Consider the following 14,011-nt stretch of genomic DNA (forward strand, 5'->3'; position numbering starts at 1 on the left):
GCCCCGCTGCCCCGCTGCCCGCTGCCCCGCTGCCCGCTGCCCGCTGCCCCGCTGCCAGGTGCCGTGCTGCCGTGCTGCCAGGTGCCGTGCTGCCGTGCTGCCAGGTGCCGTGCTGCCGTGCTGCCGTGCTGCCGTGCTGCCAGGTGCCGTGCTGCCGTGCTGCCGTGCTGCCGTGCTGCCAGGTGCCGTGCTGCCGTGCTGCCAGGTGCCGTGCTGCCAGGTGCCGTGCTGCCGTGCTGCCGTGCTGCCGTGCTGCCCCATGGGCCCATTGCAGCTAGGCCGGCGACATGGCGGCAGGTCTCAAATGCGACCTATCGCAACGCCTTTCCCTAATGAATTCAACGCGTTGACTTGCTGCAGCGCTGCCCGTGGTGGTGGCGAATGGCGGCAGCGTGACACATTTACCTAATGAATTCAGATGGTTAGCAGGTCAAATCGAATAGGATCAATCTGCAAATGCGATACGTTCGAACGCGAAAAAGTCAATGATTTCAATGGGATAGTGGCTTTGGGTCCTTCCTCGACCGGTCGCCGGGATGCGGGGGACACCGAGCGCGATTCACATACAAATTGAAATTCAGCACAGAGAAACGATTTCAAACGTAAGTATTCCTCATGTTTAACCGGTTTCTGGTTAATTTTGCTCAGTGAAACGAGTTCTCACTTATTCTCAGTCTGATTGTGCCCTAAGTGAGAGAAAAAACGTAACAAAATCAATACTCTCTCACTCTCTCAGTCTTCTCAGTCTAAAAGTAAGGTAGTTTATATAAAGGGAGTAACAAGAGACAGGCTAAAGCCGGCAGGTGGTCGTGAGGGGGTCCATTTTAAACTATATGGGAATCCATGTGAGAGTGTGAGAGACTGAGAATTGGGGGGAGGAAATGCGATAGGTTCCATTTGCGAAAAATAGGAAGTGGAACCTATGCGATCATCCATTGCTGTGCATCAGGCAACAAAAAACCCGCCGAAGCGGGTTCAAGTGCAATACATTCGATGATCGATTATAATGCAACACCCGGTCTAATGTAGACCCGGCATTTTCCGAATTTCTTGTTGATCTCGCGCGCCGTAACCGGGCCTTCGGTGCGGGTCCAGCCGACGAGCAGCATAGCTCGGCCGATTTTGATGGACTCTGTGTGCGGGATTGAACCGTCTCGGCCGAGCATTTCCTCCCAAATGTGCTGCACGCAGGTCTCATTGCGGAAGGCTTTTGGCGCGGTCAGGTCCAGGTCGTCGAAGCGGTCATCGGTGCCGATCGGCTGCTCAAGCCATGCCCCAATCTTGCCGGCCAGCATTTCCTCACTGCTCTCGACGCGGCGGCTTTCCTGCATCACGACGGCCTGCTTGGCGGCCTCGTCGGTCAGGTAGAGCGGCAGGGTATCGGTCTTGTAGCGCTGCTCCATGGCCCGGAAAATGTGCAGGGCTTCCGCCCATATCTGCATGACTTCGCGACGCAGCTTCGGGTTGTCGATCTGCCCGACAATCTGGCAAACTATCGGCCAGAAGCGGCGGCCGCCCGTCTGATCTCGAAGATACTCGCGGTCGTTGGTCGAGCCGATGAAGATGCACTGGCGGGGAAACTCCTTCGCCCGCTTCTCCCATGCCAGCCGCACCTTGTCATGCGTGCGGCTGACGAACGCCTTGAGATCGTTGACTTCCGAGCGCTGCATGGCCGAAAGCTCGCCGATTTCCAGTATCCAGGAGCCCTGCATGACTTCGACCATCTGCTTGGGATCGCTGATGTCGCCGGTCAGTTCGTTATACCATTGCAGGCCGAGGATTTCGATGAAGGTGGTCTTGCCCTTGCCCTGCACGCCTTCGAGGATCGGCACGAAATCGAACTTGTGTCCGGGCCGGAAGATGCGGGCAATGGCGCCGACGAAGGTCATCAGCGACGCCTGGCGGTAATAGTCGTTGGCTTCGCAGCCCAGGTAGTCGATGAAGACGGTCTCGACGCGGGCCTTGCCGTCCCAGGTGACGGACTCAACGAGCTTCTTGATCGGATGGAACGACCGGCGACGAGCGCTCATGTCGATTGCGCCACGCAGATCGCGGTCGGAGACTTTGATGCCGTAACCCTTCAACTGCGTCTTGCTCTCGATGATGGTGCGGATCGCGGTGTCGTGGCTATCGGTCCAGTTGTCGCCGTTCAGCTGGTCTTTCAAGTCCCAAAGCTCGCCTTCGAGGTTGACGGGCTCGTGGCTCGAGTCGCGCTTCTTCTTGACGCGGCCGGGCCCGGCAATCAGCACGATCTCTTGTGTGAACTGGTTGAAGGCCGACACTGTGCGCGTGCGCGGATCGTTGTTGACCACCAGGGCGACGTTGGGGAGGGTGCTCTTTAGCTCGCCTTCCTCGGTGCGGTGCAACTTCTGCTGCCAGTCAGGGTCCAGAATGTCGCTTTTGACCGCTTTCGCGGCGGGTGGAGAAGCGTCGCCGAGCAAATCGCTGAGATCATTGGCGTCGCCGAGCAAATCGCTCAGGTCGTTCCCGGTGTCGATGACGACGGGTAGGTTTGTCGGGCGGTCGAAGTCGTCTTCTTCGAGATCGAGATCGAGCGAATATTTGTTGGCGTTGGCGATCTGAATCAGGCTCGCCATGCGGACGGGGTTCTTGGAGTCCTGCTTGAAGGAGCGCCAGCGCACGGCCGCGTTCTTCGCATCAAACTTATCGGACTGCTTCGCCCACTCGCACCACCGGTCGAAGCCCGCCTTGGTGCCACGGAACTGGTGATGCAGCGCCATGCCGACCTGCACGTAGTCGTCATAGTGAGCGCCGGCCGCGTCGTTGGGAATGTGTTTGAGGATGTCTGCGATCTGCGCGTCATCCAGGTCCATCGGATCGGTGCGGACGATGGCGAAAAGATCGTCTTCGTCTTCCGGTTCCTCCGCAACCGACGTGCGTGCGCCCCAAGCTTCGACCGTCGCGGCGGGAATGATCGGACCGATGCCGAACTCGATCATGTCGAGATCGAGCGGCCGTTCCCAAATGTAGGGCAACTTCGTGTCGGGGTGAATCGAGGGTGGCAGCACGACCTGAACGCCCGTTCCGAACAGGTCGATCATCCAGTCACGCTTGACGACGATCTTCTGCAGCCGCTCGTCCCAAAACTTCTCAGAGCCCGTGGACTGCGCCAGGGTCTTCTTCCGCAGGGGAGCGTCGGCGACGAAATACAGGTGACGGCTCTCGCCGCCTGATCCGCTGATCACCGATGGAAGGGAACGCGCCTCGGGCCACAGCGATTCGACCGCTGCCCAAGCCTCGGCGGCGAGTTCCGGTTTGCGGATGTCGAGATCGAGAACGTGGAGGTAGCCGGCAGCGGTCTTCGACGGCTCACCGAGCCGGATGCCGATGTTGGCGTTTCGTCGATACGAATCACGTAGGTCCGCTTCCGTTTGCAGCGGAGCAGTCGACCATGCGGTCTCGATCGGACGTTTTTCGAACGGCACAAGCCAATGTAGTGACGCGCCCGCTTCGATTAGAGAGCGGACGGAACCGAGCACGCCGTCGAGCGTGGGAGCACTTGCCATTTTACGCCTTCCCCTGCGGGAATCAGAGGTCGTCGCCGAGATCGAAGAAGGGGATCAAATCCGCCTTCTTCAACTTGCCCTTTTTCTTGGCTTCGTCGCTCTCGAACGACAGCGTGAGCAGCGACCGAATGGCGTTCTTGGAAAGCTTCTGTTCGTTCAGCCACCGGTAGATGGTGAAGCGCGCATTGCCCGTCCCGTCGCAAATCGCCTGGGTGTCCAGACGACCGAACTTGATGAATTTGGACGGCAGCTTTTCGAGCAGCACCTTGTAGAGGGCCTTCTCATACAGGGGAGGCCCGCTGACTTTGCTTGGTCGGCCCGTGATCCTCGGCTTTGCCTCGGTCGTTTCTGACGTGGGTAGCATTGTGTCCCCTAAGTTGGATTTTCCCGACCTTAGCGGTCTCGATCTACAAAATCAAGTTAAACGTGAATTTATTGCGCATCGGGCTTGAAACGTGAAACCAAACGTGTTTTAACGACGATGCATTCACGTTTGACGTGATATTTGACCCATCACTAGGAGACATTATGAGCCTCGAAGCTGCCATCACCGAGAATACCGCCGTCATGAAAGACCTTCTTGCCGCCACCAAGGACCTGCTGTCCTTGCGCACTGAGGCCGTGGAGAAGGTCACGGCTGCCGTCAACGCCGGCAAGGGCAAGACTGACACCGCGAAGACCACCGAAACCAAGGTGGCCGAAGCCGACAAGGGGCAGATTTCGACCAGCCCCGAAGACCGCAAGAACCCTTACGAGGGCATCAAGGAAATGATCGCGGGCTATGTCACCGAAATCGACCGTCCCGAGGAACGCGAAGCCCGCAAGGAGAAGGTCCGCAACCTGCTGAACCACGAGAAGATCAAGAAGCCGGAAGTCGAGAAGGCCACGGCGGCCGATCACATCAAGGAAGACGCCGTCGACGTGTTCAAGAAGAACATGGAGGCGCTCAAGGCCAAGGGGGCGATCACGCAGCCGGCCGAAGCCAAGTCCGACGACCTCGACATCTGATCCTGCGCATCGACTGAACGCAGTTCCTCCCGGCGCGCTGCCGGGAGGCGCTTCAGCGGCGAGCGGGCTCCGAGACACATCCTCCCAAGCTCTCGGATACGGGTTGTCCCTGCGGCCTCCCGCTCGCCCCTCAAGCGCCTCAACACAAGGAGAAAAGCGATGCGTATAGGTTCTCTCATGGGCTCATTGGCCGCCCTCGCAATGGCCTCACTGTCATCTTTCAAAACGTCCGGCCCATATCACGAGGCGAACGCGATGAAGGCCGTGGGCAGGCGTCGGAGCCGGGGCATCTACCCGAGCTATCGCGGCGATGAGAAACGCGCTCGACGCGATCGGGCGAACCGCGCCGAGGCGCGGCGTCAGCTTGCCGAATGCAACACCATCGTGGAGCGTAGCGGCATTCCCTTCGAACAGGTCAAAGGTCGCTTCGGCTGTTTGGCGAACGCCTGATGTTCCTGTTGTCCATAGCGATCAACCTATTCATCAGACTGGCGTTGCGCTTTCTGCTTCGCATTCCGATCAAGTTGGCAGTGCCGATCTTGTTGCTTGGCCCACCAGCGATCTACGCGCTGCCGGCCGCTTGGTGGGGCTTAACGGTCTACTTCGTAAGCTTCACCATCGCCATGCTCATGTGGACGGCATTTCTCACAACGCGACTGGAGTAACCATGCCCGCCATTTTCCCAAAGTACCGACACCTGGTCGTGGTCGGTGAGAAGCGTTTCCCTGCGAGAATCCTAACGGAGTCTCCCAACAACTACTCGACGACCCATGGCCTCTTTGACAAGGCCACCCGCAGGAAGTTCGGCCACCCCGAAGTTACGTTCGAGGGGCCGTTCACCGCCGATGGGGACATGGAGAACCGGCCATGAAATCGGCCCGCTATTACAAGCCGACAGTCGGCTCGGATTATATCCCCGATCGCTTTGCCTGGATTGACCGGGTGGCACCGTGGGCATTCTTCGGCGTGGGCGTGGCCATGTGGGTAGCCGTCATCGTGAGGCACTTCTCATGATCACGTTTGACGAGATCGTGAAGCAGGGCTCGGGCATTCGAGTCCACGGAAATGGTTTCATCCAGATCGACCTGCCCGACAACAAGCGGGTCAACGTTTGGGGGCACCAGGGCATCCCGCGCCAGAACCAGGCGACGCAGCTTCACGACCATCGCTTCGATTTCTACAGCTTCGTGCTGCGCGGTGCGATGTGCAACGCGGTCTACAAGGCATATCCGCAGCGAATACAGCCGGCGACGCATGACGTTTACACGCCGCAGGTCCGCGAGGGCGAAGACACGGTTCTGGTGCCGCTCGGCGAGTCGGTGCGGATCACGCCCTATCACGCGCATGTAGTGCCTGTGGGTGAAAGCTACCGGCTGCCGGCAGGCTCGATCCATGAGACGTTCGTGAACCAGCCCACCGCAACGCTGATGCTCAAGGGCGAGCCGCGCAACATTCCCGTCCGCGTGTTCTGCCCGATCGGCAAGAAGCCCGATAACGACTTCATGCGTCACGCGGCCATGAGTGAGGCGGCACTGTGGGAAATCGTGAGGGAGGTTTTCGATTGACTGCCCACGCACGCCTTTCCCCTTCCGGTTGCGACCGCTGGTCAACTTGCACTGCATCGGTGGCGCTCATCGACAGTCTGCATCTGACGGGTGAGATACGCGACCGCGAGTCGTCGGAGTGGTCGGCCGAGGGCACCGTAGCGCATGAAGTGCGTGAGATGTGTCTCGACTTCGGGCTCGATCCATCTCACTTCGTCGGCGCTGTGATCAGTGCAGACGGGTTCACATACACCGTCGATGACGAAATGGCCGATCACCTGCAGCCTGGTATCGATTGGGTGCGCGAGCATACGGGCGCGCCGCTGGTGGAAATCCGCGTCGATCTGTCGGCCTGGCTGCCGGGCCAGTTCGGCACCTGCGACACGGGCTGGCTGGAAGACTTCCTGCTGTCCACCACCGCGCTCTATGTGAGCGATCTCAAGTACGGCGCAGGCGTTCCGGTCGAGGCCGTTGGCACGAAGCAGTTGCGGCTCTATGCGCTCGGCGTGTGGGAGTATCTCGGCCGTCCGCATGTGGAAAAGGTCGTACTCAATATCGACCAGCCTCGCGCGGGCGGCATGAAATATTGGGACATCACGCTCCCCGAACTGCTGGCCTTTGGCGAAGAAATGAAGCTTGTCTACGCCAAGATCGAAGCGGGCGACGTGGAGTTTGCCCCAGGCGATAAGGCGTGCCGCTGGTGCCCCGTCAAGGATGTCGAAGGCGGCTGCCCGGCCCGTAACGCTTGGGTTATCAACATGATCGTAGACGCGTTCGAGGACTTGGAAGGCGATGAGCCCAAGCTTATCGACGGCATCACGATCACACCCGAGCGCCGCTGGCACATTGTCAAGCACACCAGCGTTATCCGTTCGTGGCTCGCCAAGCAGCACGAAGACAGTCTGAACGCAGCCATCAACGGGAACCCCGATCCGGGCTCGAAGGCTATCGATGGCGACTTAGGCGACCGATATTTCAAGGATGCCAAGAAGGCCGAAGAACTGCTCGAAGCAGCGCTCGGCGACAAGGCGTTCAAACCGAGAAATCTGATCGGCATCACCGAGATCGAGAAACTGGTGAAGCCGGGCAAGAGAAAGAAGGGACACCCGGAGACCTGGGACGCCCTTCTTAAGCTGGTAGACCGGCCACCTGGGAAACCCAAGTTGGTGCCAGCCGAGCATCCCCGACCGGCCTTAGTGCCTCTCGCGGACCAGTTCGACGATCTGGACTAAGCAACCGCCACAACCGAGCAACTGACAACAGGAAACATTGCAAATGGCTACCGATAGCAACAAAGGGGACGGTCGTACCGTCCAGTTGAAGCGTGTCCGTCTTTCCTTCACCAATCGCCTCAAGGACAAGGCCACCACCAGCGCGGAATCCGACAAGGAAACGCACGGCTGCAACTTCATTCTCGAAGCTGACCAGCCCGAATTCGAGGCGAATAACGCCAAGGTGGTTGGGGCGCTCAAGGAGGCCGGCTTGCAGGCGTTCAAGAACGAGGACGCATACAAGACGATCGCCGAGGACGCTCCGAAGCGGGTCTGTTACCGCAAGGGCGAGAAGTGGAAGAACAAGGAGGGCAAGGTCTACGCCGGCTATGAGGGCAATCGCGCCGTCACCGCCAACGGGCCTAGCGGCGGCACCAAGCGTCCGAAGCTTCTCGATCGCCGCAAGCGCGTTCTTCGCGACCAGGCGACCGGCGAGCAGATCAAGGCCAACATGGTGTTCGGCGAAGGGGAAATCCTCGATATCTTCTACGGCGGCTGCTATGCCGACGTGATCCTGTCCTTCTACGGAACCGACAAGGGCTCGCGCGGCATCTTCTGCTCGATCGAGGCCATCCGTTCGCATGAAAACGGCGAGCGCATGGGCGGCGGTATCTACGTCGATGCCGACGACTTCGACAACCTGGAAGACGACGACACGTTCGACAGCGGCCCGTCGCAGTCGGGCAAGTCTTCCGAGTCCGACGATCTGCTTCTCTGATCCGGCAACTGGCGGCGGCTTCGGCCGCCGTCTCTCTCTCACGTTTAACGGGAAAATCACATGAAATTCACGCACTGCATGATCGATCTTGAGACCATGGGCACAGCCCCCAATGCACCCGTGGTTGCCATCGGCGCGGTCTATTTCGACCCAAATACGGGTGAGCAGGGCGAGACCTTTGACGCTGCGATCGACGTGGAGGACGCGCTGCGATACGGGCGCGTCTCTGGATCGACGCTGAAATGGTGGCTCGGCCAAGGTGACGCAGCGCGGCAAAAAGTGGTGCGTGGCAGGCATCCAGCGCAACTCGTCTTCGAGAAATTCCACGAATTCTGCCGCAAGCACGGCGACGATATCCACCCCTGGGGCAACGGATCGTCCTTCGACATTTCGATCCTCGAATACGCTTTCGGACGCATCCTCGAAAAGCAGGCACCATGGAAGTTCTGGAACGTGCGTGACTGTCGCACGATCAAGGAACTGGCCGATGGTGTTGTGAGCTTTACGGGCAAACTCGAAGGAGTGGCGCATACCGCGCTCGATGATGCCAAGCACCAGGCCAATTGGGTCTCAGTTTATTGGCAGGGACTGCGCCGGCTGACACCGATCAAGACCGAGGTTGGAACTCCCACCACGGCATCCGACGATCTGCTCGATATTTGAGGCTCACCATGCAGCATATCCTTCACGAATGCAACGACCATGAATGCTTCGTCTGCCGTGGCGGCCTCGGCCTTTGCACCATCTGCGGCGGCGCAGAAGGGGCGATGCCAACCGATTGCCCCGGCGAGAAAGTCGATAGTGCGATCCTCGATCAGGTTTATCGTGGTGAGTTCGACTACATCGGCGGCCGATGGGTCAGCAAACGTTCGCTCGACATCTCCAAGATACCACCAGGGCCGGATTGGGTCGTCGGCTACACCAACGGCGGCATGACTATCCATGCTCAGGTCGGGCCGGGGCAGACGTGCTTCGGGGATACTCCCCAGGAAGCGCTCGACGCGGCATTGACGGCCTGGACCCACAGTCAAAAGCCGGGTTTCAGCGTGGAAATGCAGGCTGCTTTACATGCCGATGCAGAAAAACTCTCGGCGATAACCGGCGACGAGCATCACGTCGAATTCTTCTACCTCGAAGACGAGTTGCTGGTTTGAGCACAATATTTACGGATATCGAGTGCTACCACGGCTTCTTCTATGTCGGTTTTAAGAGGCAAGAAGACGGCAAACGCGTCGGTGTCGAGTATAGCAGCCGACAGCCGGTCTATGATCGCGCCTACGTGCGCAACGTGTTGCTGCGGCACACGACGATCGGCTTCAACAGTCTCTCCTATGACTTGCCGATGCTCTGGTATTCGCTCGAAGACGACGTGACCAATGAGAAGTTGAAGGCCGCGTCCGACCGGATCATCAAGGGCCGCGTGCCCTGGTGGGAGGTTGAAGACCTTCTCGGCATCCGCATCCCATTCGACCTGAAGAAGCGGCACATCGATCTGATCGAACCGCAGCCCAACGCATTCGCCAGTCTCAAGGCGCTGAACGGTCGAATGCATGGCAAACAGTTGCAGGACCTGCCGTTTGATCCAGACCTGTGGCTGACGCCCGAGCAGATGGAGATCGTCGGCAACTACTGCCTGCATTCCGATCTGGATGCCACGGAGAACCTGTTCAACGCGCTTAAGGAGCCGCTGGACCTGCGCCGCGCCCTCGGGCCGCTCTACGACCAGAATTTCATGTGCAAATCGGATGCGCAGATCGGCGAGATGATCGTCAAGTCGCGCGTCGAGAAGTTGTCGGGCAGCCGGGCCGAAAAGGCTGGTGTGAAGGCCGGTACGCAGTTCCGGTATCCCATTCCCGATTTCATGAAGTTCGAGACGCCTGAGTTGCAGGCAATCCTCGACAAGCTTCGCGAAACCGATTTCACGATCACTGATGACGGCAAAGTAGACATGCCGAAGTGGCTGTCCGACACCGCAATTACCATCGGCGATACGACCTATCAGATGGGTATCGGCGGGCTGCACTCAACCGAGTCCAACCGTGCCGTCCATTCGAGCGAAACCCACGTTCTCGTCGATGCTGACGTGGCTTCACAGTATCCGGCCATCATCCTCATGCTCGGCCTGTATCCGAAGGCCCTCGGCAAGCATTTCCTGGATGTCTATCGCGAGATCAAGGGCGAGCGGCTGAAGGCGAAAAAGCGCGCCAAGGCCATCAAGATCGAACTGAAAGAGGTCAATGATCCCGACCGAAAGGTTGCGCTCGAAGCCGAACTGGAAGCCTGCAAGGTCAAGGACAAGGGCTTCAAGATCGCTCTCAACGGCGTCTACGGGAAGCTCGGCAGCCGGTACAGCGTTCTCTACGCACCACATCTCCTGATCTCGGTCACGCTGACCGGACAGTTGACGCTTTTGATGCTGATCGAGCGGGCCGAACGCGCCGGCATCAGCGTTGTCAGCGGCAACACAGATGGCGTCATGTTCCTATGTCCGCGCAAGCACTACGCGGGACTGGATGGCGACCGTCTAAAGCCGTCGCGGCTCGCCGACATTTGTCAGCAATGGGAAACCGACACCACGCTCGATCTCGAATTTGGCGAGTATAGGTCGCTCTATAACCAGTCGGTGAATTCGTATTTCACGATCAAGGCGGACGGCGGGCATAAGCGCAAGGGGCCGCTCGGCAACCCCTGGAGCGAGCATCCAGACGATTTCGACCCGGTGCGCGGTCAGTTGATGAAGAATCCGCAGGCGACGATCTGCTCGGACGCGGCGCTGGCCATGATCAAGGACGGAACGCCCGTTGAAGTGACGATCCGCAGCTGCCACGACATCAAGCAGTTCGTCACGGTCATCAAATCGGACGGCGGTGCGACCTGGCGGGACGAATACCTCGGCAAAGTGGTTCGGTATTACTGGTCAACGGATGGGGCGCCGATATTCAAGGCAAAACCTCACCCGAGCACGGGCAACTTCCCCAAGGTGCCTAAAACGGACGGCGCGGCACCGTGCATGAGGCTTCCTGACGAGTTCCCCGACGACATCGACTACGAGAAATACATGTCCGAGGCCGAGGAAATCCTGAGCGATCTCGGCTTCTACGGGCCGAAGGTCGAGCCCCGCAAGCCGCTGCGGATCACAAAAGCAAACAGGTTCATTTTCTACGCACTTTGGAGCACGGCACCATGAGCGGCAGCAGCAGGAAATACATGTCAACCGATGAACTCGAACGCGATGCCGAGTTTCATCGACGCGCCGAAGCATTCGCCAAAGAGATGGTGGCCAAGATTTGGTCGCGATCCGGCTACGAGTCGCCGAAGTGGATCGGAAAGCAGAACGCGGCGAGAGAGCGGGCGCGCGCGTCCGAGGCTGAAATTGCCAGCCGCGCGGACGATTGCCCACGAGATCAGCGCTGGTCGTTCAACAACCGCGCGCCGCGCCGCCAGGTGGCAGCATGAAAGTTCTTGATGACTTCGATTTTACCCCGAGAATCTACGAAAAAGCCGGCGAACTGGATGCCGTGGCATGGGCAGAAAACCATGGATGGCTGGTCCGCAAAATTCAGTACATCGGGCGCAAAAGCTGTCCCGATCGCCTGTTCGTCGGATACGGGCAAATGTTCGTGATCGAGATGAAGCGGAAGGGCAAAACCCCGTCGCGGGATGGCAAGCTGTCAGCCGGCCAGAAAGAAGAATTCAAATGCTACGCGGATCGCGGCGTGACGGTGCATGTGTTTTATACCGGGGCGGATGCGATCGCATTCCTCGAAAGCATGATGCCCCTGCTATGACGATAGGAATCTATTGCATCCGTAACACCGTTGACGGTAAACTGTACATTGGTAAATCAAAGAGAATTGAGCAGCGGTGGGCTAGGCATCGGAGGGCGCCGGCAAATAGATATCTTGCACGCGCCATTAAGAAGCACGGGATTTCCGTTTTTTCTTTCGAAATACTAGAAAAATTTGACACTTTAGATCCAATTCTGCTTGCCGATCGCGAAGCTCATTGGATGGGCTATTATAAAAGTTGTGAACGATCATTCGGTTACAATTTACGGCTGGACAGTTCGGCTCAAGTGATTTTTAGCGATGAAACAAAGGCCAGAATGGCGGTGGCTGCTCGTATGAAAGCGCCACCATCAGACGAAACTCGTGCCAAGATATCGGCCGCAACCAAGGAATCTTGCACTCGTTCCGATGTCATAGCAAGACGATCCGCCGCACACAGAACTGCTCATGCTCGCCCCGGTGATAAAGCTAGACGCGTGGCCGCACTGAAGGCGGCCTATTCGAGCGATGAGGCTCGGGAAGCTATGTCGCTTGCGCGGAAAGCAGAATGGGCTCGACCCGAACTTAGAGCCAGGCGGCTGGCGTCGTTGAAAGCCACACGGGCCACACCGGAATCCAGAGCCAAAACCTCTGCAGCTTCGACCGCTGTCCACGCGCGGCGCCGCGCACAAAAAGCCCTCGCAATATGGTTGCTTGCCCCATGACGGCCCGTCCGAGATCGGCTCTCCGAGAGAGCCAGAAAGTCGTCTCTCGCATCATCCGCGAAAACCCCACCAAGCTCATTGTTCAGGACATGGGACAGGGCAAAACCGGTGCCACGCTCGACGCATTGTACGTCATGCTCAGCAGGTTCGAAATTCAACATGTGCTCGTAATTGCGCCGCGATTCGTTGCGGCGAATACATGGCCCGACGAGATTCGTGCATGGGCTCACACCCGCGCTCTCTCCTACGCCGTCGCCGTGGGAGAGCCCGCCGAACGGGCGGCAGCCATCGCTAAGAAGGCTGAAATCACGACTCTGAATTTCGAGAACCTGCCGTGGCTGGCGCAACACATAGGTTCCGTTGAGAATTGGATTTGGGACACAGTAGTTGTTGATGAATCAAGCAGACTGAAATCCGGCCAGCGCCGCACCAAGGCTATGAAAGTAAAAGGTGCGGATGGCATCGTGAAAGTCCGCAAAGGTGGCAACATCACCCGGTTCGGAGTTCTGACGACCGCCAGGAGAAAAATCAGCCGCGTGATCGAGTTGACCGGCACGCCGACACCGCAGGGCGTAGCCGATCTATGGGGACAAATTTACGCCCTGGACCAAGGGGAACGACTCGGCCGCACTAAGAGCGAGTTCGAGCGACGTTGGTTCGACAAGAACCAGTACACCTATGAAGTCACGCTCAAGCCCGGCGCCGAGGCGGAAATTCTTGCGCGAGTGGCTGACATCATGGTCACAATTCCTTCGGAGAACGTTGCCGCAGAGGCGCAGTTCATTCCGATGAAAGTGCGGCTGCCGGAACAGGCAATGCGTGATTATCGGGAGTTCGAGAAAACACTTTATAGTGAACCTCACGATGTCGAAGCCGTGTCAAATGGCGTCCTCGCGAACAAGTTACTGCAATTCGCCAACGGACACCTGTACAAGGAGGATCGCTCCGTCGTGCATGTTCACGACGCTAAAATGGATGCCCTTGAGGAACTGATCGGCAGCGCCCAAGGTGAAAGCATTCTTCTCTTTTACGGCTTCAAGTTCGACAAGGATGCCATTCGAAAACGTTTTCCGCACGCGGTTGTTGCCAACGAGAGCAAAGACTTCGTAACTGACTGGAATAAAGGGAAAATTCGCCTCGGCCTGGCGCATCCTGCCTCGATCGGACATGGCGTAAATTTGCAATATGGGGGTCGAATCGCCGCTTGGTATGGCCTGACGTTCTCCCTAGAACTGTGGAAACAGGCAAACGCGAGACTGCCGCGACCGGGACAACGTAAGCAAGTTCTCATATATCCTATTATAGCCGAGGGGACCTACGACGAGCGCGCCTTAACCATTCTGAACGCAAAAGACGCCACCCAGGATCGAATCATACGCAATTTCACGCTTCGGACTTGACTTTCACGTAGAATGTTCACATTTCCACGTTTAGATTCGGCTATTGATTGC

General features: G+C 58.2%; 16 protein-coding genes. 14 read left to right on the forward strand and 2 right to left on the reverse strand.

Annotated elements, in window-relative coordinates:
• Positions 1-1,001: 1,001 nt before the first annotated feature.
• Together GA829_RS13140 and GA829_RS13145 are read right to left on the reverse strand one after the other, a co-directional pair.
• The gene (locus GA829_RS13140) at positions 1,002-3,527 is read right to left on the reverse strand and encodes a VapE domain-containing protein (RefSeq protein WP_195178920.1); all 2,526 of its coding nucleotides are present in this window, start codon (positions 3,525-3,527) and stop codon (positions 1,002-1,004) included.
• Between the two features lie 22 nt (positions 3,528-3,549).
• Positions 3,550-3,891 (reverse strand): hypothetical protein, encoded by a 342-nt coding sequence (locus GA829_RS13145; RefSeq protein ID WP_195178921.1) that lies wholly within the window; start codon positions 3,889-3,891, stop codon positions 3,550-3,552.
• Between the two features lie 164 nt (positions 3,892-4,055).
• On the opposite strand from GA829_RS13145, the gene GA829_RS13150 reads away from it, so the two are divergent.
• The 14 genes from GA829_RS13150 to GA829_RS13215 all read left to right on the forward strand — a co-directional run bounded on the left by GA829_RS13150 (position 4,056) and on the right by GA829_RS13215 (position 13,960).
• Positions 4,056-4,535 carry a hypothetical protein gene (locus tag GA829_RS13150; RefSeq protein ID WP_195178922.1) on the forward strand — a complete coding sequence of 160 codons (480 nt, stop codon included), beginning with the start codon at positions 4,056-4,058 and terminating at the stop codon, positions 4,533-4,535.
• A 255-nt stretch (positions 4,536-4,790) separates the two neighbouring features.
• Positions 4,791-4,985 carry a hypothetical protein gene (locus GA829_RS13155; protein WP_195178923.1) on the forward strand — a complete coding sequence of 65 codons (195 nt, stop codon included), beginning with the start codon at positions 4,791-4,793 and terminating at the stop codon, positions 4,983-4,985.
• Positions 4,985-5,200 carry a hypothetical protein gene (locus GA829_RS13160; RefSeq protein ID WP_195178924.1) on the forward strand — a complete coding sequence of 72 codons (216 nt, stop codon included), beginning with the start codon at positions 4,985-4,987 and terminating at the stop codon, positions 5,198-5,200. The genes GA829_RS13155 and GA829_RS13160 overlap by 1 nt, the downstream gene beginning before the upstream one ends.
• 202 nt (positions 5,201-5,402) lie before the next feature.
• Positions 5,403-5,549 carry a hypothetical protein gene (locus tag GA829_RS13165; protein ID WP_195178925.1) on the forward strand — a complete coding sequence of 49 codons (147 nt, stop codon included), beginning with the start codon at positions 5,403-5,405 and terminating at the stop codon, positions 5,547-5,549.
• A complete protein-coding gene (locus tag GA829_RS13170) occupies positions 5,546-6,100 on the forward strand; it encodes a hypothetical protein (RefSeq protein ID WP_195178926.1) in 555 nt (184 codons plus the stop codon). The genes GA829_RS13165 and GA829_RS13170 overlap by 4 nt, the downstream gene beginning before the upstream one ends.
• A gap of 59 nt (positions 6,101-6,159) precedes the next feature.
• The gene (locus tag GA829_RS13175; protein WP_258052262.1) at positions 6,160-7,311 is read left to right on the forward strand and encodes a DUF2800 domain-containing protein; all 1,152 of its coding nucleotides are present in this window, start codon (positions 6,160-6,162) and stop codon (positions 7,309-7,311) included.
• Positions 7,312-7,354: 43 nt separating this feature from the next.
• Positions 7,355-8,068, forward strand: coding sequence for an ssDNA-binding protein (locus GA829_RS13180; RefSeq protein WP_195178928.1), 714 nt, complete (start codon positions 7,355-7,357; stop codon positions 8,066-8,068).
• Positions 8,069-8,128: 60 nt separating this feature from the next.
• Positions 8,129-8,731 (forward strand): 3'-5' exonuclease, encoded by a 603-nt coding sequence (locus tag GA829_RS13185; RefSeq protein ID WP_195178929.1) that lies wholly within the window; start codon positions 8,129-8,131, stop codon positions 8,729-8,731.
• An 8-nt stretch (positions 8,732-8,739) separates the two neighbouring features.
• Entirely contained in the window at positions 8,740-9,222 is a 483-nt protein-coding gene (locus GA829_RS13190; RefSeq protein WP_195178930.1) for a hypothetical protein, read from the forward strand.
• Positions 9,219-11,255 (forward strand): DNA polymerase domain-containing protein, encoded by a 2,037-nt coding sequence (locus tag GA829_RS13195; RefSeq protein ID WP_195178931.1) that lies wholly within the window; start codon positions 9,219-9,221, stop codon positions 11,253-11,255. Before GA829_RS13190 ends, GA829_RS13195 begins: the two co-directional genes overlap by 4 nt.
• Positions 11,252-11,524, forward strand: coding sequence for a hypothetical protein (locus GA829_RS13200; RefSeq protein WP_195178932.1), 273 nt, complete (start codon positions 11,252-11,254; stop codon positions 11,522-11,524). The genes GA829_RS13195 and GA829_RS13200 overlap by 4 nt, the downstream gene beginning before the upstream one ends.
• Complete coding sequence (locus tag GA829_RS13205) at positions 11,521-11,856, forward strand: PDDEXK family nuclease (protein ID WP_195178933.1); 336 nt, start codon at positions 11,521-11,523, stop codon at positions 11,854-11,856. The genes GA829_RS13200 and GA829_RS13205 overlap by 4 nt, the downstream gene beginning before the upstream one ends.
• A complete protein-coding gene (locus GA829_RS37490) occupies positions 11,853-12,560 on the forward strand; it encodes a GIY-YIG nuclease family protein (RefSeq protein WP_195178934.1) in 708 nt (235 codons plus the stop codon). The genes GA829_RS13205 and GA829_RS37490 overlap by 4 nt, the downstream gene beginning before the upstream one ends.
• Positions 12,557-13,960, forward strand: a complete 1,404-nt coding sequence (locus GA829_RS13215) for an SNF2-related protein (protein ID WP_195178935.1) — start codon at positions 12,557-12,559, stop codon at positions 13,958-13,960. Before GA829_RS37490 ends, GA829_RS13215 begins: the two co-directional genes overlap by 4 nt.
• Positions 13,961-14,011 lie beyond the last annotated feature (51 nt).

This window comes from Mesorhizobium sp. INR15 (assembly GCF_015500075.1).
GTDB lineage: Bacteria > Pseudomonadota > Alphaproteobacteria > Rhizobiales > Rhizobiaceae > Mesorhizobium.